18 protein-coding genes, 4 tRNA genes and 1 pseudogene are annotated in these 20,125 nt (G+C 63.7%); 16 read left to right on the forward strand and 7 right to left on the reverse strand.

Annotated features, from left to right (window positions below):
• Positions 1-66 precede the first annotated feature (66 nt).
• The 16 genes and pseudogenes from ACP7DW_RS20880 (at position 67) to ahpF (ending at position 17,080) form a co-directional block, all read left to right on the forward strand.
• Positions 67-2,328 (forward strand): YgiQ family radical SAM protein, encoded by a 2,262-nt coding sequence (locus ACP7DW_RS20880; protein ID WP_426056520.1) that lies wholly within the window; start codon positions 67-69, stop codon positions 2,326-2,328.
• A 281-nt stretch (positions 2,329-2,609) separates the two neighbouring features.
• Positions 2,610-2,717: pseudogene (locus ACP7DW_RS20885) on the forward strand (zinc-ribbon domain-containing protein); the annotation flags it as partial.
• A gap of 114 nt (positions 2,718-2,831) precedes the next feature.
• Positions 2,832-3,596, forward strand: a complete 765-nt coding sequence (locus ACP7DW_RS20890; RefSeq protein WP_426056522.1) for a hypothetical protein — start codon at positions 2,832-2,834, stop codon at positions 3,594-3,596.
• Positions 3,597-3,643: 47 nt separating this feature from the next.
• The gene (locus ACP7DW_RS20895) at positions 3,644-4,366 is read left to right on the forward strand and encodes a hypothetical protein (RefSeq protein WP_099761587.1); all 723 of its coding nucleotides are present in this window, start codon (positions 3,644-3,646) and stop codon (positions 4,364-4,366) included.
• Between the two features lie 58 nt (positions 4,367-4,424).
• Positions 4,425-5,555 carry a hypothetical protein gene (locus tag ACP7DW_RS20900; protein ID WP_426056466.1) on the forward strand — a complete coding sequence of 377 codons (1,131 nt, stop codon included), beginning with the start codon at positions 4,425-4,427 and terminating at the stop codon, positions 5,553-5,555.
• Between the two features lie 8 nt (positions 5,556-5,563).
• Positions 5,564-6,643 carry a zinc ribbon domain-containing protein gene (locus ACP7DW_RS20905; RefSeq protein WP_426056465.1) on the forward strand — a complete coding sequence of 360 codons (1,080 nt, stop codon included), beginning with the start codon at positions 5,564-5,566 and terminating at the stop codon, positions 6,641-6,643.
• 165 nt (positions 6,644-6,808) lie between these two features.
• The gene (locus tag ACP7DW_RS20910; RefSeq protein WP_426056464.1) at positions 6,809-7,690 is read left to right on the forward strand and encodes an EamA family transporter; all 882 of its coding nucleotides are present in this window, start codon (positions 6,809-6,811) and stop codon (positions 7,688-7,690) included.
• Positions 7,691-7,898: 208 nt separating this feature from the next.
• Positions 7,899-8,858 carry a sugar ABC transporter substrate-binding protein gene (locus tag ACP7DW_RS20915; RefSeq protein WP_426056463.1) on the forward strand — a complete coding sequence of 320 codons (960 nt, stop codon included), beginning with the start codon at positions 7,899-7,901 and terminating at the stop codon, positions 8,856-8,858.
• Between the two features lie 91 nt (positions 8,859-8,949).
• Positions 8,950-10,500: a sugar ABC transporter ATP-binding protein gene (locus tag ACP7DW_RS20920; protein WP_426056462.1), complete on the forward strand. Its 1,551-nt coding sequence runs from the start codon at positions 8,950-8,952 to the stop codon at positions 10,498-10,500.
• 18 nt (positions 10,501-10,518) lie between these two features.
• On the forward strand, positions 10,519-11,490 hold the full coding sequence (locus ACP7DW_RS20925; RefSeq protein WP_086137501.1) for an ABC transporter permease: 972 nt from the start codon (positions 10,519-10,521) through the stop codon (positions 11,488-11,490).
• Positions 11,491-11,499: 9 nt separating this feature from the next.
• Positions 11,500-12,558 carry a LacI family DNA-binding transcriptional regulator gene (locus ACP7DW_RS20930; protein ID WP_426056461.1) on the forward strand — a complete coding sequence of 353 codons (1,059 nt, stop codon included), beginning with the start codon at positions 11,500-11,502 and terminating at the stop codon, positions 12,556-12,558.
• Positions 12,555-13,463: a ribokinase gene (gene rbsK / locus ACP7DW_RS20935; protein ID WP_426056460.1), complete on the forward strand. Its 909-nt coding sequence runs from the start codon at positions 12,555-12,557 to the stop codon at positions 13,461-13,463. Before ACP7DW_RS20930 ends, rbsK begins: the two co-directional genes overlap by 4 nt.
• Positions 13,463-13,855 carry a D-ribose pyranase gene (gene rbsD / locus ACP7DW_RS20940; protein ID WP_426056459.1) on the forward strand — a complete coding sequence of 131 codons (393 nt, stop codon included), beginning with the start codon at positions 13,463-13,465 and terminating at the stop codon, positions 13,853-13,855. The genes rbsK and rbsD overlap by 1 nt, the downstream gene beginning before the upstream one ends.
• A 380-nt stretch (positions 13,856-14,235) precedes the next feature.
• Complete coding sequence (locus ACP7DW_RS20945; protein WP_426056458.1) at positions 14,236-14,634, forward strand: DUF3597 domain-containing protein; 399 nt, start codon at positions 14,236-14,238, stop codon at positions 14,632-14,634.
• Positions 14,635-14,822: 188 nt separating this feature from the next.
• Positions 14,823-15,386: an alkyl hydroperoxide reductase subunit C gene (gene ahpC, locus ACP7DW_RS20950; RefSeq protein ID WP_034780873.1), complete on the forward strand. Its 564-nt coding sequence runs from the start codon at positions 14,823-14,825 to the stop codon at positions 15,384-15,386.
• Positions 15,387-15,484: 98 nt separating this feature from the next.
• On the forward strand, positions 15,485-17,080 hold the full coding sequence (ahpF, locus tag ACP7DW_RS20955; protein WP_426056457.1) for an alkyl hydroperoxide reductase subunit F: 1,596 nt from the start codon (positions 15,485-15,487) through the stop codon (positions 17,078-17,080).
• 70 nt (positions 17,081-17,150) lie between these two features.
• Here the strand turns inward: ahpF and ACP7DW_RS20960 are convergent, their stop codons facing one another.
• From ACP7DW_RS20960 to ACP7DW_RS20990, 7 genes are all read right to left on the reverse strand, one after another.
• Positions 17,151-17,498, reverse strand: coding sequence for a CzcE family metal-binding protein (locus ACP7DW_RS20960; RefSeq protein ID WP_426056456.1), 348 nt, complete (start codon positions 17,496-17,498; stop codon positions 17,151-17,153).
• Between the two features lie 135 nt (positions 17,499-17,633).
• Positions 17,634-18,260 carry an ABC transporter ATP-binding protein gene (locus ACP7DW_RS20965; RefSeq protein ID WP_426056455.1) on the reverse strand — a complete coding sequence of 209 codons (627 nt, stop codon included), beginning with the start codon at positions 18,258-18,260 and terminating at the stop codon, positions 17,634-17,636.
• Positions 18,251-19,354, reverse strand: a complete 1,104-nt coding sequence (locus tag ACP7DW_RS20970) for a hypothetical protein (RefSeq protein WP_426056454.1) — start codon at positions 19,352-19,354, stop codon at positions 18,251-18,253. The genes ACP7DW_RS20965 and ACP7DW_RS20970 overlap by 10 nt, the downstream gene beginning before the upstream one ends.
• Positions 19,355-19,462: 108 nt before the next feature.
• Positions 19,463-19,539, reverse strand: a tRNA-Asp gene (locus tag ACP7DW_RS20975).
• A 57-nt stretch (positions 19,540-19,596) separates the two neighbouring features.
• Positions 19,597-19,672: transfer RNA gene (locus ACP7DW_RS20980), tRNA-Val, on the reverse strand.
• 217 nt (positions 19,673-19,889) lie between these two features.
• Positions 19,890-19,966: transfer RNA gene (locus ACP7DW_RS20985), tRNA-Asp, on the reverse strand.
• Between the two features lie 54 nt (positions 19,967-20,020).
• Positions 20,021-20,096, reverse strand: a tRNA-Val gene (locus ACP7DW_RS20990).
• Positions 20,097-20,125 lie beyond the last annotated feature (29 nt).

A 20,125-nucleotide genomic window follows, 5' to 3' on the forward strand; every position in this document is an offset into this window, starting at 1 on the left:
CCTACCAATTTATTTGCGACCGTTCCCAAGCGGTCTGCCCGCGCTGCCGTGGCGCCTTTCCTGCCGATGTCGCGTGCCGAGATGGACGCGCTGGGCTGGGACCAGTGCGACGTCATCCTCGTCACGGGCGACGCCTACATCGACCATCCGAGTTTCGGCATGGCCCTGGTGGGCCGCCTGCTCGAAGCGCAAGGCTACCGCGTCGGCATCATCAGCCAGCCCGACTGGCTGTCGGCCGACGCCTTCCGCATCCTCGGCAAGCCGCGTTTGTACTACGGCATTACGGCCGGCAACATGGATTCCATGGTCAACCAGTACACGGCCGACCGCAAGATCCGCTCCGACGACGCCTACACGGCGAATGCCGAACCGAATAAACGCCCGGACCGCGCCGTCACCGTGTACGCCCAGCGCGCGCGCGAAGCGTATCCCGACGTGCCGGTGGTGATCGGCAGCATCGAAGCGTCGTTGCGCCGCATCGCCCATTACGATTATTGGTCGGACAAGGTCCGCCGTTCCGTCTTGCCCGATTCCAAGGCCGATCTGCTGATCTTCGGCAATGCCGAACGGGCGCTGGTCGACCTGACGCACCGCCTGGCTGCCGGCGAAGCCATCAAGGATATCCGCGACTTGCGCGGCACGGCCTTCATGGTGCCGTCCGGCTGGCTGCCCGGCGACGACTGGGGTGTGCACAATTCCACCCGCGTCGATGTGCCCGGCAAGGTCGATCCGCACTACAGCCCGTATGAGATGGTGCAGGAAGACAAGACCGCCTGCGCCACGGAAAATGCCTCGAAATCGGCCGAAGTCATCAAGCCGATCCGCATCATGAGCCGCGAAGAGCGCCTGGCCATGGCCAAGGAAAAGCACGACAAGACCGTCGTGCGCCTGCCCGCCTACGACGTCGTCAAGGATGACCCGGTCATGTATGCGCACGCCTCGCGCGTGTTCCACCTGGAATCGAATCCCGGCAATGCGCGCGCCATGGTGCAGGCGCACGGCGAACGCGACGTGTGGCTCAACCCGCCGCCGCTGCCGCTGGCCATGGACGAGATGGATGGCGTGTACGACATGAATTACGCGCGCGCGCCGCACCCGAGCTATGGCAAGGCGCACATTCCCGCCTGGGAAATGATCCGTTTTTCCGTCAACATCATGCGCGGCTGCTTCGGCGGCTGCACCTTCTGTTCGATCACGGAGCATGAAGGCCGCATCATCCAGAGCCGTTCGGAACCGTCGATCTTGCGCGAGATTGAACATATCCGCGATAAAACCAAAGGCTTTACGGGCACCATTTCCGATATGGGTGGCCCGACGGCGAATATGTACCGCCTCGCCTGCAAGGACAAAGAGATCGAAGTGTCGTGCCGCCGGCTGTCCTGCGTGTACCCGTCCATCTGCGTGAATCTGGGCACGGACCACAGCAAGCTCATTTCCCTGTACCGCAAGGCGCGCGCCATTCCCGGCATCAAGAAAGTGCTGATCAGCTCGGGCTTGCGCTATGACCTGGCCGTGCGTTCGCCCGAATACGTGAAGGAACTGGTCACGCACCACGTCGGCGGTTTGTTGAAGATCGCGCCCGAGCACACGGAAGAGGGCACTTTGTCGAAGATGATGAAGCCCGGCATCGGCGCGTATGACGAGTTCAAGGAAATGTTCGACCGTTTCTCGCTGGAAGCGGGCAAGAAGCAGTATTTGATCCCGTACTTCATCGCGGCCCATCCGGGCACGACGGACCTGGACATGCTCAATTTGGCCCTGTGGCTGAAGAAGAACAATTTTAAATTGGATCAGGTGCAAACCTTCATGCCCACGCCGATGGCCATGGCCACGACCATGTATCACACACGCAAGAATCCTTTGCGCAAGGTGACGGCTGACTCGGAAGTGGTGGAAACGGCGCGCAGCGGCAAGATCCGCCGCACCCATAAAGCTTTCCTGCGCTACCAGGACCCGGCCAACTGGCCGATTTTGCGCGAAGCGCTGGTCAACATGGGGCGTGGCGACTTGATCGGCAATGGCGACAAGCACTTGATTCCTGCCTGGACCTCGTCCGAGTCGGGCGGCCTGGCCGCAGGCGAACGCAGCCGCCAGACGCATGGCGCCGGCACGCCGGACAAGTTCAAGGTCACGCCGGGCAAGAATCGCATCGCCCTGGGCGGCACGGCCGCCGCGCCCAAAGCGACCGCCGTCGAGTCGAAGGTGCGCCCATCGATCCTGTCGACCATCAAGACGAAGGCCAAGCCGGCCGCCGTGCCGATGGGCCGTGGCAGCAAGCCGCCTGCCAAGGGCGGCCATGCCGCGCCGGCACGCGGCGGGCGCAAGTAAGCGACCTTCGGCCCTCGGGCATGGCCTGAAAACCCGGCAACGCACACTGCGTTGCCGGGTTTTTTGCTTTCCGCGCACCAAGGTGGTGCGCGAGACCTCCTTGGCGGCAGGATTTTTACCAATATTTAAAAAATGAATAGAGCAAAAGACAATTTTCTCTTGTGGCAACTTGCTGTTTGAAAATATACTCGTTGCATATTTAGCCGTACGGCAACAAAGCTGCCATTCTGGCAAGCGCTACAGGCGTACGGCGTCAGCGTTGATATGAAAAGAGATGCCAATTGAAATGCCTTTCCTGCCAGGCCGAGAATAAACCGGGTGCCAAATTCTGTTCTTCCTGCGGTACGACGTTTGCCGTTGCCGCGACCGCTGCCACCCCGCTGCCAGGCAAATCCTGTGGCCAGTGCGGCCATGATTGCAAGGCTGATGCCAGATTCTGCCCCAAGTGCGCGTTCAGTTTTGCCGTGGCGCCGGTGCCGCCGCCGCTGCCGGTCGCCGTACCAGTGGAGGCCGTAATCGCCGAAGCTATCCCGGAACCCGTTCCCGTTTTCATCCCGGAACCGGTCGCGCCGCCACCGCCACCGCCCGTGCTGGAAAAGCGCCGTGCCGATCCTGTGCCCGCACCTGCGCCGGAACCGGAACCGGAACCGGGAGCCATTCCCGCACGCGTGCCGGACAGTGTTCCCGACACGCCGGCTGACATCCCGACAGGCGGCAACCGCATCAAGCTGATCGCCGCGGCGGTCGCCGTGGTGGTGGTGCTCGGCGGTGCGGGCGCTTACTATTTCTTGTCAGGCAAGCCGCCTGTTGCGGCGCCGGAATCGGCGCCAACTGTGCCGCCGGAACCTGCGCCTGCCGCCGAGAAGCCGCTGGTCATCAGCGACCCTGCGCTCGATGGCGCCACGGCGGCCGAGCCTGCCGTGACGCCAGCGGCGCCCACCCCGGCGCCCGCACCGGTTGCCAGCCCTGCACCCGCGCCCGAGCCTGCACCAGCGCCAGCGCCTGCCCCCATCGTGGAAAAACCGGCCAAGCCCGTCAAGGCAGCACCGCCAGCCGCGCCTGTCAACAAGGCTGCCGGGCTGGAAAGCGTGATCACGGAGAGCCTGTCGGAAGCGAGCCACTGCATGAGCCAGCGCAAATACGACTGTGCCATTGCCAACGCGAATGCCGTGTTGCGCATGGACAAAGGCAACCGCTACGCGCTCGACATCAAGCGCAAGGCGAAAGACGCGCAAGACAAGGCGCTGTCGCAAATCCAGATCGAGTAAGCCGCGCTGCTTGCCTTCCCCCTATTTTGTTCCTCCCGGAGAATAACGTGAAAAACTTGAAACAAATTGCCAAGCCCATGGTAGCGCTGCTGGTTGTGTCCTCGATGCTGGCCGGTTGCGCCGCGCCGGGTGGCCCTGGCGCCACCGGCACCACCACCGCAGGCACGGAAGCGGCCAGCGGTGAATGCAATACGGCCATGCTGGCCGGCATCGGCGCTGTCGTGGGCGGCTTGCTGGGCGGTGGCACGAATACCGTGCGCGGCGCGGCCCTGGGCGCCAGCCTGGGCGCACTCGCCTGCGTGGCCTTGAATTATCAAAGCCAGCAAGTCAAGACGGCGCAGCAAGTGCAGGCCGACTACAAGGTGGCCAACAAGGGCAAGCTGCCCGAGCAGTCGACCTTGGTGAAGTATGAGACGGCCTTTACGCCATCCTCCGTACGTCCGGGCCAGAAGGCGCAGACCAATTCGTATATCGAAGTGGCCGCCGGCACGCGCGATCCGAACCCGCTGGTGGAAGAAGAATTGAGCCTGTACAAGCCAAATGGCGACCTGATCAAAACTGTGCGCAAGGTGGTCAGCAGCAATAACGGCAGCGGCGCCTACAAAGGCGGCTTCTCGATTCCCATGCCCGAAGGCGTGCCGCAGGGCATTTACCCCGTGCGTACCGCCTTGTACCTGAACAGCAAGCGTGTCGGCGGCCAGGACGTCAAACTGCAGATCGTCCAGCGCCAGGCGCCTGCGAGCGAGCTGCAACTGGCGCTGGCCTACTAAATACCACGGGGCGGCCAGGCAGGCCGTCCCATCCCGATTTCCTCCTTCCAGGCTAGACATGACCATTTCCACAGAAGCACATAAACCGTTTCCCTTTTCCTCCGCCGTGGGATCGCTGATCGAAGCGACCGACGCCATCAAGAATTTCCGCGCGATTGCCCTGCTGGCCCTGACCTTCATCGGCGCCGTGCTCGTCGGTGGCGTGCTGACGATGCTCGCCGGCAGCATGAGCAGTGTCGTGCTGGCCTTCCTGGGCGGCTTGATGGCCTTCCTGGTGATGTTTTACGGTTCCAACGCCGTGGGCATCCTGCTGATGCGCGATGCGCAGGGCCAGCCTGGCATGAGCCTGGTTGATGCCGTGCTCGTCTCGCTGGTCACCAGCCACCGCCTGATCGCGGTCGTCTTCCTGGAATTGTTGATCGTGCTGGCGGCCATGATCGCCATCGCCATCATCTTGTTCGTCTGCAAGATCCCCGTGCTGGGCCCCGTGCTGTACGCGGTGGTCTTCCCCTTGTCGGCCATCGTGCTGGGCGTGCTGGTGTTTGCGCTGTTCTACGTGATGCTGCCGCTGGCCGGCCCTGCCGCCTGGTCGGGCGCCAGCGTGTTCCAGATCATTGCCCGCCTGAACCTGATCGTGCGCACCAAGCTGGTGTCGGTGATCCTGCTGGAAGTGCTGCTGTTCCTGATCACGTCGTTTACCGCGCTGCTGATCTTTGGCGTGCTGGGCACGGGCGTGTCGCTGACCACGGGCATGTCGGCTGGCATCCTGGGTCTGGGCGGCCAGATGAATATGTACGCGCTGGCCTCGGGTCTGGGTGGCGGCAGCGGTTCCGGCTATATCATCGCTGCCGGCCTGGGCGGCGGCTTGCTGATGGCGGCTGCGGCCGTTGTGCCTGGCCTGATCTTCACCAAGGGCGTGTGCATCATTTACCTGAACGCCACGCGCAATGTCGATTTCAGTGCCTCGGAAGCGAGCCTGAACGATGGCCTGGCCGTGGTCAAGAAAAAGGCCGAGGAAGCGCGTGAACGTGCGCGCGCCCTGGCCGAGCAGGCGACGGCCCCAGCCGCTCCAGCCGCCCCGGCAGCGCCAGCCGCTGCGCCGGCAGACAGCCTGCAATGCCCGAGCTGCAAGGCACCGGTCGCGTCCGATGACGTGTTCTGCGGCGAATGCGCGCATAAACTCAAGTAAGGCACACCATGGCTCACTTCTGCACCAAATGCGGCACGGCCTATGCCCCGGGCGCGCGCTTTTGCGATGAATGCGGCAATACCTTGCCTGCCGCGGCAGCGGCAGCACCGGCGCCGGCCAGTCCGGTCGGCGCCGGCGTACAGCGGCGCCACGTCATGATTGCCGGCGGCGTGCTGGCGGCAGTCATCGTGGCCGGTGGCGCCCTGGCGTGGCTGCTGGCGCCCGAAGCGGCCTCGGCCAGCAGTTTCAGCCGCGCCATCGATGCCCACCTGACGGCCGACGAGGCGGCGCGCGACAAGTTGCTCTGCTTGACCAACTTGCCGTACCAGAAGGAAGAAATTCGCGTGGCCGCGTACGACAGTTCCACTCGGCAATGGCTCGATATCCTCGTGCGCAGCGGGCTGTACGCCGCTCCCGTCGAACAAAGCAGCGGTGGCTGGGTTGCGCAATCGCAATTTGTCTACGCGCTGGCCGCTCCGGGCAAGGCGGCCTTGCGCGGCGACAAGCTGTGCGTGGCCAAGGGCGTGAAAGTGGCCAAGGTCAGCGGCTACGATCAGGTGCGCGACCTGGGCGCACAGCAGGTGGCAATGGCCAAGGCCACCCTGGCATTGACCGATGAGGCGGCGTGGGTCGCCAAGTCGGCGGACCGGGCACTGATCCTGCAACGCTTGCCGGACGGCGACCTGGAAGTGCGGTTGCCGCTGGCGCTGGTCGACAAGCAATGGCAAGTCATCGACGAAGCGCAGATGAGCCAGGCGGCCATGACCGGTGTGATAGGCAAAGCGCCGGCGGTGCAGGGTGCGGGCATGCTGGACAAGCTGAAGAGCGCGTTCCGCTTTGGCGGCCACCCGGCGGTGGGGAAATGGCAGGCGGCGATGGGCAATGTCCTGGAATTTACAAGTGACAGCGTGATCAATAACGGGACCTCGACCAAGGCTACCTTCACCACCAAAGGCAATACCGTGACGATCACGCCGGAAGGCGCCGGCGATGCGGCCATGGACATTATCGTCAGTGACGATGGCAGCACGGCGCAGATCAGCATGGGCGGCATGCGGGTGACAACCCTGCGGCGCATGCGCGATTAAGCGGCGAGCCGGGTGGCGCCGCTTGCCGCCTGGCGCAGTCCCCGAAGCCCGGCCATGCCGGGTTTTTTTTACGCCCGCCAGGCAGCGGCGCACACGTCAATTTGTCTTGACATCAAGATAGTCCGCGTCCACACTGGACTTTTATCTTAATGTCGAGATAGTCGCATGACCTCTTCTTCTGCCCGTCCCGCCTGGGGCGACATTCTGCTCACGGCGCTGGCGCCCCTGATCTGGGGTTCCACGTATATCGTCACGTCCGAACTGCTGCCGCCGGACCGGCCCTTCACGGCGGCCATGATCCGCGTGTTGCCGGCTGGCTTGCTGTTGCTGCTGCTGATGCGGCGCCTGCCCGCGCGGCGCGACTGGGGCCGCGTGCTGATTCTTTCCGCACTGAATATCGGCGTGTTCCAGGCGCTGCTGTTCGTCGCCGCCTACCGCTTGCCGGGTGGCCTGGCGGCCGTGGTGGGGGCCATCCAGCCGCTGCTGGTGATGGGTCTGGCCTGGGGCGTGGAAGGACGCCGCCCAGCCCGCCTGGCCTTGGGGGCCAGCGTGCTGGGCGTGGCCGGCATGGGCGTCTTGTTGTTGTCGCCGCGCACGGTGTGGGAACCCGTCGGCATCGCCGCCGCGCTGGGCGGCACGGCCTGCATGGCGGCCGGCACGTATTTGACGCGGCGCTGGAAGCCGGACTTGCCCGTGCTGGCGCTGACGGGCTGGCAATTGCTGCTCGGCGGTCTGATGCTGGCGCCCGTCGCCTGGCTGGCCGATGCACCGTTGCCGGCCTTGTCCGCGCAGCAAGTCCTGGCCTACGCCTACCTGTGCCTGGCCGGCGCCCTGCTGGCGTATGCGCTGTGGTTCCGCGGCATCGCCAGGCTGTCGCCCGTGGCCGTGTCCTCGCTGGGACTGCTCAGTCCCCTGATGGCCGTCGTGCTGGGCTGGGCCTTGCTGGGCCAGGCCATGACGGGCTGGTCGATGCTGGGCTTGCTGCTGGTGCTGGCCAGCGTGCTGGCGGTGCAGTGGGCCAGCGCCCGTCCCGCAACAACGTCCTGACTGCCGCGCAGTTTCCCTCGGCAGGATGATCGCATCGGCCTGCCCGTTCCCCTCTGGGCGCTCCCTTTTTGCTGCACCGCACATACAGTTTTGCTTGCACTGATATGGCGCATTGAGGCACTATTCGCTGCGCGCAAACGTTTGCGCGTAATGAAATTCCATAAAAGCATGCTCTACACGTGCTTGACCAACAACTCTGGAGACGCTCATGACATCCCGTATTCGCCTGAAAATGATTGCCGCCGCTGTCCTGGTGTGTGCCTTGCCCGCCGTGCCGGCGATGGCGCAGACACCTGCCAAACCAAAGGTCGCATTGGTGATGAAGTCGCTCGCCAATGAATTTTTCCTGACCATGGAAAACGGCGCCAAGGCGCATCAGAAGGCCAATGCCGCCAAGTACGACTTGCTGTCGAACGGCATCAAGGATGAAACGGATACGTCGAGCCAGATCAAGCTGGTCGAACAAATGATCGTCTCGCGCGTCAACGCGCTGGTGATCGCTCCGGCCGATTCGAAAGCGCTGGTGCCGGTGCTGAAAAAGGCCATCGACGCAGGCATCATCGTCGTCAATATCGACAACAAGCTCGATGAGGGCGCCCTGAAAGAGAAGGGCATCACCGTGCCGTTCGTCGGTCCGGACAACCGCAAGGGCGCCAAGGTGGTCGGCGACTATCTGGCCAAGCAGATCAAGAAGGGCGACCCCGTCGGCATCATCGAAGGCGTCTCCACCACCTACAACGCGCAGCAGCGTACCCTGGGTTTCCAGGACGCCATGAACGCGGCCGGTGCGAAAGTCGTCAGCGTGCAGTCGGGCCAGTGGGAAATCGCTCCCGCCAACACGGTGGCGGCCGCCATGCTGAACGCCAACCCGAATATCAAGGCCTTGCTGTGCGGTAACGACAACATGGCCATCGGCGCCGTGTCCGCCATCAAGGCGGCCGGCAAGACGGGCAAAGTGCTGGTCGTCGGCTACGACAACATCAACGCCATCAAGCCGATGCTGGCCGATGGCCGCGTGCTGGCCACCGCCGACCAGTTCGGTTCGCAGCAAGCCGTGTTCGGCATCGAGACCGTGCTGAAAGCGCTGGCGCAGAAGAAGAAACAGGCCGAGCTCGGTGGCGTCATCGAAACCAAGGTCGAACTGGTCGCCAAGGGCGCCAAGTCCTGATCGCCTGATCGTTTGATCCCGCCGGGGCCGGCGGCGCTTGCTCACCGAGCAGGCGGCGCCGGCCCCGCCGCCACTACCGCGGAGTTTTATCATGCCTACCGACATACCCCCGGCGCCAGCCGCCATTCCCCTGTTAACGCTCGATAACATCGGCAAGTCCTATGTCGGCCCCGTGCTGGGCGGCGTGGGCTTGCGCTTCGCCGCTGGCCAGGTGCTGGCGCTGACGGGCGAAAACGGCGCCGGCAAAAGCACCTTGTCGAAGATCATCTGCGGCCTGGAGCAAGCCACGACGGGCACCATGCTGCTCGACGGCAAGCCTTACCAGCCCGCCTCGCGCGGCGCCGCCGAGGCGCTGGGCATCCGCATGGTGATGCAGGAACTCAACTTGATTCCCACCCTGTCGATCGCGGAAAACCTGTACCTGAAAAATTTGCCGCAGCGCTTCGGCTTCATCGACCGTACGCGCCTCGAACGCGACGCGCGCGAGCAGATGGAGCAAGTGGGCCTGGGCGGACTCGACCCGTGGACCCTGGTCGGCGAACTCGGTATCGGCCACCAGCAAATGATCGAGATCGCGCGCAATTTGATTGGTTCCTGCCGCCTGCTGGTGCTCGATGAACCGACGGCCATGCTGACGCACCGCGAAGTGGAATTGCTGTTTCTGCAAATCGAGCGCCTGAAAGCCGAAGGCGTGTGCATCATCTATATTTCGCACCGCCTGGAAGAACTCAAGCGCGTAGCCGACCGCATCGCCGTGCTGCGCGACGGCCAGCTCGTGTGCGACGACGACATCGCCGGCCACTCCGCCGCCGACCTGGTCAGCCTGATGGTGGGCCGTTCGGCCGATGACGCCGTCGACCTGAGCGGGCGCACCTTAGGCGCGCCGTTGCTGCGCGTGCGCGGACTGGCGCGCGGCAAGGTGGTCAACCCGACTTCCTTCGACTTGCGCGCCGGTGAAATCCTCGGCATCGCCGGCCTGATCGGCTCGGGCCGCACGGAATTGCTGCGCCTGATCTTTGGCGCCGACCGCGCCGACGCCGGTGAAATTTTCCTCGGTGACAGCGAGGTACCCGCCGCCTTGCACTCGCCGCAGGCAGCCGTGCAAGCGGGCATCGCCATGATCACGGAAGACCGCAAGGGACAGGGCTTGTTGCTGCGCCAGTCCATCGCCGTCAACACAACCCTGGCCTCGCTCGACACCGTCAGTGGCGCCGGCTGGCTCAACGACGCGGCCGAAGCGACGGTGGCCGACGATTACATCGAGCGCCTGGGCATCCGCTCGCGCAACAGCGCGCAAACGGTGGCCGAGCTCTCCGGCGGCAACCAGCAAAAGGTGGTGATCGCCCGCTGGCTGTACCGCGACTGCCCCGTGATGCTGTTCGACGAACCCACGCGCGGCATCGATATCGGCGCCAAGTTTGATATTTATCAGGTGCTGGCTGAACAGGCGCGCCAGGGCAAGGGCCTCGTCATCGTCTCGAGCGACTTGCGCGAGCTGATGCTGATCTGCGACCGCATCGCCGTGATGAGCGCCGGCAGCATCGTCGAGACCTTCGAGCGCGGCGCCTGGAGCCAGGACGCGCTGCTGTCGGCCGCCTTCTCCGGCTATTTGACCCCCACTTCCACTCCAGCTGCGGCCTGATCCGCCGGAAAGATTCCCATGACCACCCATTCCTCTCCTTCATATCTGCAGCGCAGCCTGGCCGACCTGAAAAACTATGCGGGCCTGATCGGCGCTTTGCTCGCCATGTGCGTGCTGTTCTCGTTTGCCAGCGAAAACTTTTTTACCTTGGCGACCCTCAGCACCCTGTCGAACAACATCCCGACCCTGGTGGTGATGGCCGTCGGCATGACGTTCGTGCTGATCATCGGCGGCATCGATTTGTCCGTCGGCTCCGTCATGGCGCTGGCCGCTTCCGTGCTGTCGCTGGCCGTCGTGCACTGGGGCTGGCCCGTGTGGAGCGCGGCCCTGCTAGGCATGTTCGTCGCCGCCCTGTGCGGTGCGACGACTGGCCTCATTTCCGTTGGCTGGCGCATTCCCTCGTTCATTGTGTCCCTGGGCGTGCTGGAAATGGCGCGCGGCCTGGCCTATCAGGTGACCAATTCGCGCACGGAATACATCGGCAGCGCCGTTGACGGCATCAGCTCGCCGATCGCCTTCGGCCTGTCGCCCGCCTTCATCGCCTCGATCGCCATTGTCGTCATCGGCCACCTGGTGCTCACGCGCACGGTGCTGGGACGCCACTGGATCGGCATCGGCACGAATGAAGAAGCCGTGCGGTTGTCCGGCATCAATACGAAACCGTCAAAAGTGCTGGTGTTTGCGCTGATGGGTTTTCTGGCCGGCGTGGGCGCGCTGTTCCAGGTCTCGCGCCTGGAAGCGGCCGACCCGAACGGCGGCGTGGGCATGGAATTGCAAGTGATCGCCGCCGTCGTGATCGGCGGCACGAGCCTGATGGGCGGGCGCGGTTCCGTCATCAGCACGTTTATCGGCGTGTTGATCATTTCCGTGCTGGAAGCGGGCCTGGCGCAGGTGGGCGTGTCCGAACCCGTGAAACGCATCGTCACGGGCCTGGTGATCGTCGCCGCCGTGGTGCTCGACACTTACCGCCGCCGCGGCGAGCGTTCATAATACTGGCCCATGGCAACGATCAAACAAGTGGCGCAGGCGGCGGGGGTGTCGTTTACCACCGTGTCGCACGTCCTCAACAATACCCGCCCCGTCAGCGACGCGGCGCGCCGCGCCGTGCTGGCGGCGGCGGAGCAGTTGCATTACGTGCCCAGCGCGCTGGCGCGCTCCCTGCGCAGCCGCAGCACGGGCACCATCGGCCTGATCATTCCGAATAATACGAATCCGTATTTTTCGGAAGTGGCGCGCGGCATCGAGGATAGCTGCTACGCGGCCGGCTACAGCGTGATTTTGTGCAATTCCGATGACGACCCCGTCAAGCAGCGCGACTACCTGAACGTGCTGCTGACCAAACGCTGCGACGGCCTGATCCTGTCCGCGCTGGCCGACAGCGATGGCGAACTGCTGCGCAAGATGAAGGTGCCGGCCGTACTGCTCGACCGCGCGCCCAGCGACCTGTCCATCGATGCCGTGGCCGTCGACAACCGCGCCGGCGGTGCCCTCGCCGCGCATCACCTGCTGGGCCTGGGACGCCGGCGCCTCGCCTGCATCGCCGGCCCGCGCGAAGTGCGCATTTCCAACGAGCGCATCGCCGGTGCGCGCAGCGCCATGGCGGATGCGGGCGTGGTCCTGGCCGACGCCCTGTGCGTGCATGGCGATTTTACGAGCGCGGGCGGTTATGCGGCCGCGCTGGACTTGCTGGCGCTGCCGCCAGGCCAGCGCCCGGACGCCTTGTTCTGCTGCAATGATTTGATGGCCTTTGGCGCCCTGCGCGCCGCCGCCGAACGGGGCATTGCCGTGCCGGCCGAACTGGCCGTCGTCGGCTTCGACGATATCGACCTGGCCAGCTTTGTGCATCCGGCCTTGAGCAGCGTGGCGCAAAACACGCGCGAGCTGGGCCATATCACGGCTGCCTGTCTGCTGGCGCGCATCGCCGATCCCGCCTTGCCGCGCCAGCAGCGCAGCATCGCACCCGAGCTGCACGTGCGCGGCTCCAGCGCCGCCGCCACAGTACCTTCTTCCGCACCTACTTCTTCACCTGCAACTGAACTGATGGGAATGACATCATGATCGTGGTTATCGGCAGCATCAATATGGACCTGGTCTTGCGCGTGCCGCGCATGCCCCTCCCCGGCGAAACCCTGACGGGCGGCGCGTTTCGCACCATTCCTGGCGGCAAGGGCGCCAACCAGGCCGTGGCCTGCGCGCGCCTGAGCGGCAAGGTGGCGGGCGCCCAGCAAGTGGCCATGGTCGGCTGCGTGGGCGACGACGCCTTCGGCGCGACCTTGCGCGCGGCGCTGGTGGGCGACGGCATCATCGACAGCCACGTCACGACCTTGCCTGGCGTGGCGTCCGGCATCGCCTCGATCCTCGTGGACGACAACGGCCAGAACAGCATCGTCATCGCCGGCGGTGCCAACGATTTATTGAGCCCCGCGCATATCGACGCGGCAAAAGAGCTGATCGAGCAGGCCGATATCGTCGTGCTGCAGCTGGAAACGCCGATGGCCACCGTCGTGCACGCCATTAAACTGGCCCGTTCGCTGGGCAAGACCGTGGTGCTGAACCCGGCCCCGGCCGCCAGCCTGCCGGCAGGCGTGCTGGAACTGGTCGACTACCTGATTCCGAATGAAATCGAAGCGGCCATGCTGGCCGGCGTCAGCCCGGAGGGCGCGGACGTCCAGGCGCTGGCGGCCGCGCTGCAAAAGCTGGGCAGCGACAACGTCATCATCACGCTCGGCTCCAAGGGCGTGCACGCGGCCCTGTATGGCGGCGATTTCACCTTCCCGGCCGAAGTGGTGCAAGCCGTCGACACGACGGCCGCCGGCGACACCTTCATCGGCGGCTTCGTGGCGGGCCTGGCGTCCGGCATGGACGAGGCCGAAGCGATCCAGCAAGGCCAGCGCGCGGCCGCCTGGAGCGTCACCAAGCCCGGTGCGCAAACCTCGATCCCCCACTTGCACGAGCTGTTCTGATGAAAAAAACACCGCTGCTTAATATTGCGCTGTCGCAAATGATCGCATCGCTCGGTCATGGCGACATGCTCGTCATCGGCGACGCGGGCTTGCCCTCGCAGCCGGGCGTGCCTCTGATCGACCTGGCCCTGACGCGCGGCATCCCCGGCTTCATCGACACCGTCAACACGGTGCTGAGCGAAATGCAGGTGGAATACCATCTGCTCGCCAGCGAGTTGCCGCAGCATAATCCGGCCATGGCGGCGCAGGTGGCGGCCCTGGCTGTGCCCGATGCGCGCCAGGTGACGCACGACGAGTTCAAGCAATTGAGCAAGGGCGCGCGCGCCATCGTGCGCACGGGCGAGTGCAGTCCGTACGCCAACATCATTTTGGTGGCCGGCGTCGTGTTCTAACGCAAGGCATGGCGCGATCGCGCGCCCACCACCTTCCCGGCATTGCCCGCATTGACGTAATGCGGCATCGGCAAGCGCTGCGGCCGCCATCGCCTCGCCCTTGCCCGCCCGGTCCCTGCCGCGCCTGCCCAGGCGCCCTGACGCCCCGCGCTTTCCCCCATCAATGCCAGCATGCCGGCCCTGGCGCGGCCCTTGCACCCTTGAAACCGGCGCGCCCCGCCACCAGATTTTACGCAAGCCTGCGGGACAGGGCCTCCGGCCTGAACGGGCTTATACTCGACAGGCTGGCGCCTGCGCCCGGCTCCAGCTGTCACCGGTTCGCGTCATGAACCGGGCGCGCAGGCAATCCTTCTTCCATTCACTCAACTCGAGGTGACCTCATGGGCATTTTCAGCAATATCTATAACAAAATCTTCCACCATGCGTCCGACGCTGCTCCGGCAGCCACGCCAGCGGCCGCTACCGACGCGCCAGCGGCGGCGGCACCGGCAGCCGCCGCTGCTCCAGCGGTTGCCGTGCCGGTGGTGGACGTGGAAGTGGTGCTGGTTGACCTGGCCAGCAAGAACGCGGAAAAACTCAATTGGCGCACGTCCATCGTCGACCTGATGAAACTGCTTCAACTCGACAGCAGCCTGGCTTCGCGCAAGGAACTGGCGCAAGAGCTGCACTTCACGGGCGACACCAACGATTCGGCCAGCATGAATATCTGGCTGCACCGCCAGGTAATGATCAAGCTGGCCGAAAACGGCGGCAAGGTACCGGAAGAACTCAAGAACTAAACACCTGGCGGCGGCAGGGGTATCCACTGTCACCGCTATCCAATCCCGTGGGAACTGCCTATCATGGAGTTCCCATGGTGCCGCGATAGCTAAAACTAATTGAAACTATTGTGACAATCAATTTTGCATATGGGTTAAAACCCCTTACACTAGAGTCTTACTGATTCACCACACGAGAGGAAATGATTATGTCGCTCATCAATACCCAAGTTAAACCATTCAAGGCAACCGCATTCCACAATGGCAAATTCGTCGACCTGACGGAAGCGTCGCTGAAAGGCAAGTGGTCGGTATTCGTGTTCTACCCAGCCGACTTCACCTTCGTTTGCCCAACCGAACTGGAAGACCTGGCCGATCACCACGCCGAGTTCCAGAAGCTGGGCGTCGATGTCTACGGCATCTCGACCGACTCGCATTTCGCGCACAAAGCATGGCACGACACCTCGGACGCGATCAAGAAAGTGCAATACGCACTGATCGGCGACCCGACCGGCACCCTGTCGCGCAATTTCGAAGTCATGATCGAAGAAGAAGGCATGGCACTGCGCGGTACCTTCGTCATCAATCCAGACGGCTTCATCAAAGTGCTGGAAGTGCATGACAACGGCATCGGCCGTGACGCATCGGAACTGTTGCGCAAAGTGAAGGCAGCTCAATACGTTGCCGCTCACCCAGGCGAAGTGTGCCCAGCCAAATGGACGGAAGGCGCCGCAACGCTGACCCCATCGCTGGACCTGGTTGGCAAGATCTAAGTTTCGATGCACCACGTAGCAAACAAGTAGTTACCGCGATGCCGGACCGGGCGTCCGGCCCGGCATTCGCCTAAATATTTGTAAAGGAAGAAAAAATCATGTTAGATGCCACCCTCAAAACCCAACTGAAATCCTACCTGGAAAAAGTGGTGTATCCGCTTGAGCTGGTCGCTTCTCTCGATGACAGCGCAAAAGCCCGCGAGATGAAGGAATTGCTCCAGGAGATAGTCCTGTTGAGCGACAAGATCACGCTGGTCGAGCGCCTTGACGCTGGCGTACGGGTCCCGTCATTCAGCATCAACCGTACCGGCTCCGACATCGGCGTGCGTTTCGCCGGTGTGCCGCTGGGCCACGAATTTACCTCGCTGGTGCTGGCGCTGCTGCAAGTGGGCGGCCACACCATCAAGTTCGACGACGCCGTGATCGAGCAGATCCGCAACCTCGACGGCGATTACGAGTTTGAAACGTTTATTTCGCTCTCCTGCCATAACTGCCCGGAAGTGGTGCAGGCCTTGAATGCCATGGCGGTGATCAACCCGCGCATCAAGGTCACCACCATCGATGGCGGCGTGTTCCCGCAAGAAGTGGAAGCGCGCCAGATCATGGCCGTGCCGATGATGTTCTTGAATGGCCAGCATTTTGGCCAGGGACGCACGAATGTCGAGGAAATCCTCGCCAAGCTCGACACCAACGCCGGCGCCCGCCAGGCGGCAGCGTTGAGCAAGAAAGATGTCTTTGACGTGCTGATCGTCGGCGGCGGTCCTGCCGGCGCGGCAGCGGCCATCTACGCGGCCCGCAAAGGCATCAAGACGGGCGTGCTGGCCGAGCGTTTCGGCGGCCAGACCCTCGACACCATGGCCATCGAGAATTTTATTTCCGTCAAGGAAACCGATGGTCCGAAGTTTGCCATGGCGCTGGAACAGCACGTCAAGACCTATGACGTCGACATCATGAACACCCAGCGCGCCAGCAAGCTGACGCCAGGCAAGCTGATCGAGATTGAAACGGCGAATGGCGCTATCCTGAAAGCCAAGACCGTGATCCTGGCCACCGGTGCCCGCTGGCGCGAAATCAACGTGCCGGGCGAGAAGGAATACCGCAACCACGGTGTCGCCTACTGCCCGCACTGCGATGGCCCCTTGTTCAAGGGCAAGCGCGTGGCCGTGATCGGCGGCGGCAACTCGGGTGTGGAAGCGGCGATCGACCTGGCCGGCCTGGTAAAGCACGTGACCCTGATCGAGTTCGGCGCGGAATTGCGTGCCGATGCGGTGCTGCAACGCAAGCTGCACAGCCTGCCTAACGTGACCGTGATCACCTCGGCGCAAACCACCGAGATCCACGGCGACGGCAAGATCGTCAATGGCCTGAGCTACACGGACCGGGTCAGCGGCGAGTCGAAGAAGGTCGAGCTGGAAGGCGTCTTCGTGCAGATCGGCCTGGTGCCGAACACGGAATGGCTGAAGGGGACGGTGGCACTGTCGCGCCACGGCGAAATCGAAGTCGATGCCCGCGGCCAGACCTCGATCCCCGGCGTCTTTGCGGCCGGCGACGTCACCACGGTGCCGTACAAGCAGATCATCATCGCCACCGGCGAAGGCGCCAAGGCAGCCCTGTCCGCCTTTGACCATCTGATCCGCTCGGATGACGAGGAAGTGGTGGAAGAGTCCGCAGTGAAAGAAGCGCTGACGGCGTAACTATTCGCCATATCAAGAAAAACCGGAACGGCCGCGAGGCCCTTCCGGTTTTTTTATGCGTAGAGGAAACTTAGCTGCCTGCGTACAGCGGGTTGGCGGCCACATAGACTTCAATACCATCGACGGGCATGTTCTGCGGCGCGATCTCGCTCAGGGCGAATGTCGTTTGATGGTGAAAAGTTTGCACGTGCCAGGTAAAACGCTGGCCGGCGCGCGCGATGGTGACGGTTTCGCCGCGCGTGACGTTGACGTGGCGCGTGTCGGGCTGCAGCTCGATGCTGCGCTGCGCGGCGGCGTGCGGGGCGCTGCTGCCATAGTCGGCGGGCGTGCCCGTGGGACCGGCGGCAATGGCCGAGGTGGCAAAGGCGGCAAGGGCGGCGCACAGCATCGCCACAGCGCTGCGGGGGGTGTTCAACATAGTCATCTCCAGGAATAAGCCCGGCGCGGTGAATAAGCGCGCCGTGTTGTTGTCGTAGCTGCACCGGGATCGCCGGTTTTTGCAGCACGGCATCGTAAGCGTTTCTTGGCCGATTTGCAAAGTTGTATTTCCTGTCTATATTTCCACCGTCGCCGCCAGCGGCACGTCCGGCGCCAGGTGGCTGGTCAGCACGATGCACTGGCGCGCGAGGCGAACGGGATCGGCAAGGCGAGCGCGCAAGTACGCCATGGCGGATGCGTCGAGGCCATTGAACGGTTCATCGATCAGCAGCAGCCGCACGGGCAAGGCCAGGGCCAGCGCCAGTTGCAGTTTTTTGTGCTGGCCCAGGGACAGGGCGGTGATGCTTTGCTGCAAGGTGGACGTCAGGGAAAACGCGCTCAGCTCGTCGTTCAGCAGGGCCTGGTCGCTGCCCGGATACAGGGCCAGGTGCAGGTCGAGAAATTCGTGCACTTGCAGCCAGGGCAGGGCGGGCAGGTCGCCGCCGCAATAGAAGGTTTGCGCGCGGTAGGCCAGCGGCATGAAGCCGCTGTCGACGTCATTGAGGCGGATGGCGCCGCGCGCGGGCAGCAGGGCGCCGCCCGCCAGCTTCAGCAAGGTCGTCTTGCCGGCCCCGTTCGCGCCGCGCAGCCAGGTGATGCCGGGGCCAAATTGCAGATTGCAGCCCTGGAAGACGCTGTGCGTGGGGAAGTGAAAATCGAGGTGTTCGATGTGCAGGGTAGGAGAAGAGGCATTCAATTCCATAATTCGCTTCCGATGGCGCTCAAGGCAAGGATGGAGAAAACGACGAGGACGACACGCCCGCGCGCCGTCAGGCGGGGCAGGCCGACGATGGCCAGCAGAGCCGCGCTGGCCGTGAGGGCGTAGACCGTGGTCACGCGCTGCTGCAAGGCGGCGGGATCGACGGCGTACAGCAAGACGGCGCCCGCCAGCAGCACGGCAAAGGCGGGTAGCAGGCTGGCGGCGCAAGCCAGGCGCGTCAAGCCCGTGCTGGCCAGGGGCCAGGCGTTCAGCGATGGACGCAGCACGGCGATCTGTTCGCGCACGGCCTTGTCGCCGCGGTCCGTCACAATGATCAGGCTGGCGCTGGCCAGCAAACCCAGCAGTGGGGCGGGCACGAGCGGTGCGCGCAGCAGCCAGGCCAGCATGCTGGCGCCAGCCGTGGCCAGCAGCACGCTTTGCTGGATGCCGATCACATTGTCGTTGCGCCAGAACGGCAGCCAGAACAGCTGGCGCCACAGGAATACGCTGCGCCAGCGGCGAGGCTGCGGCACATAGGCCGTCATCGTGGGCGGGCGCGCGCTTTGTGCGGGGCGTGGCGCGCGCAGGCGCTGCGCCACGATCAGCGTCGTCAGCAGCCAGGCCAGCAGCCAGGTCGCGACGGTGGCGGCCATGCCGGGCACGACAACCGGGCGCAGCCACGGCGGCGACTGCAGCAGCCAGATGCTGGCCGAGACGGCATAGGCGAGGCCCAGCGGCAGCATCAGCACACCGGCCACGGCCACGTCGGCTTGCCAGCGCAAACGCGTCGGCAAGGGCAGCTGGCGCAGCCAGGCGGCGGTATTCGCCGGTAGCAGGCGCTTGCGCAGCAGCCAGGCGGGCAGGCAGGTCAGCAGGATTTGCGCGCTGATCACGCCCAGGGCGGCGGACCAGGGCAGGCTCACGGCAAGAAAGCCGGGCAGGGCGATGACGCTGAGTAAACCCAGCAAGACAGGACCGGCCAGGAATACGAGGATTTCCATGGAACTGGCCAGGCTGGCGGCAAATTGCAGCAACGCATGATGGGCCAGGCGCAAGCGCAGGACGAGGTAGGGGGAAAGACTGTGTGGCAGGCGCATCAGGCAGGAGCGGCAGAGTCAGGAGGAGCGCTGATTCTAACAGCCGGGGTCAGGCCCCAGAATGGGAAAAGCCCTTCGGTTCAGAGAACCAAAGGGCTTTTCTTTTATTGGCGGAGCGGACGGGACTCGAACCCGCGACCCCCGACGTGACAGGCCGGTATTCTAACCAACTGAACTACCACTCCAAGCTCGTATGATCTGTGTTGCCGATCCATGAAGCACTGGATAATTTTCTGTATTGGTGGTGGGTGCTGAGAGGCTCGAACTCCCGACCTACGCCTTGTAAGGGCGCCGCTCTACCAACTGAGCTAAGCACCCGCATACCCAGAAAACTATCCCGACGTTTGTCACCACGTCTGGAAGAGGCACTATTATAGGGGGCGCTTTCGTGCTTGTGCAACTATTCTTGAGGGCGAAAAGCAGTTTTTTTGCTGAAAAGCGCAAAAATGTTCAAGCGAGGGAGTCATGACGTGTTTTTGACTGCTGAAATGGGAAAAGCCCTTCGGTTCAGAGAACCAAAGGGCTTTTCTTTTATTGGCGGAGCGGACGGGACTCGAACCCGCGACCCCCGACGTGACAGGCCGGTATTCTAACCAACTGAACTACCACTCCAAGCTCGTATGATCTGTATTGCTGATCCATGAAGCACTGGACAGTTTTCTGATTTGGTGGGTGCTGAGAGGCTCGAACTCCCGACCTACGCCTTGTAAGGGCGCCGCTCTACCAACTGAGCTAAGCACCCGTTGCTTGTCTCAGAAAACCATCCCGACG

This window comes from Janthinobacterium sp. PSRC1-1, assembly GCF_049897525.1.
Lineage (GTDB): Bacteria > Pseudomonadota > Gammaproteobacteria > Burkholderiales > Burkholderiaceae_D > Janthinobacterium > Janthinobacterium tructae.

Coding starts and splice junctions, on each gene's coding strand:
- ACP7DW_RS20910 (WP_426056464.1), top strand. CDS start 6,809: ATGACCTCTTCTTCTGCCCGTCCCGCCTGGGGCGACATTCTGCTCACG.
- ACP7DW_RS20930 (WP_426056461.1), top strand. CDS start 11,500: ATGGCAACGATCAAACAAGTGGCGCAGGCGGCGGGGGTGTCGTTTACC.
- ACP7DW_RS20900 (WP_426056466.1), top strand. CDS start 4,425: ATGACCATTTCCACAGAAGCACATAAACCGTTTCCCTTTTCCTCCGCC.
- ACP7DW_RS20915 (WP_426056463.1), top strand. CDS start 7,899: ATGACATCCCGTATTCGCCTGAAAATGATTGCCGCCGCTGTCCTGGTG.
- ACP7DW_RS20880 (WP_426056520.1), top strand. CDS start 67: ATGTCGCGTGCCGAGATGGACGCGCTGGGCTGGGACCAGTGCGACGTC.
- ACP7DW_RS20920 (WP_426056462.1), top strand. CDS start 8,950: ATGCCTACCGACATACCCCCGGCGCCAGCCGCCATTCCCCTGTTAACG.
- rbsK (WP_426056460.1), top strand. CDS start 12,555: ATGATCGTGGTTATCGGCAGCATCAATATGGACCTGGTCTTGCGCGTG.
- ACP7DW_RS20945 (WP_426056458.1), top strand. CDS start 14,236: ATGGGCATTTTCAGCAATATCTATAACAAAATCTTCCACCATGCGTCC.
- ACP7DW_RS20965 (WP_426056455.1), bottom strand. CDS start 18,260: ATGGAATTGAATGCCTCTTCTCCTACCCTGCACATCGAACACCTCGAT.
- ahpC (WP_034780873.1), top strand. CDS start 14,823: ATGTCGCTCATCAATACCCAAGTTAAACCATTCAAGGCAACCGCATTC.
- rbsD (WP_426056459.1), top strand. CDS start 13,463: ATGAAAAAAACACCGCTGCTTAATATTGCGCTGTCGCAAATGATCGCA.
- ACP7DW_RS20960 (WP_426056456.1), bottom strand. CDS start 17,498: ATGTTGAACACCCCCCGCAGCGCTGTGGCGATGCTGTGCGCCGCCCTT.
- ACP7DW_RS20905 (WP_426056465.1), top strand. CDS start 5,564: ATGGCTCACTTCTGCACCAAATGCGGCACGGCCTATGCCCCGGGCGCG.
- ahpF (WP_426056457.1), top strand. CDS start 15,485: ATGTTAGATGCCACCCTCAAAACCCAACTGAAATCCTACCTGGAAAAA.
- ACP7DW_RS20970 (WP_426056454.1), bottom strand. CDS start 19,354: ATGCGCCTGCCACACAGTCTTTCCCCCTACCTCGTCCTGCGCTTGCGC.
- ACP7DW_RS20925 (WP_086137501.1), top strand. CDS start 10,519: ATGACCACCCATTCCTCTCCTTCATATCTGCAGCGCAGCCTGGCCGAC.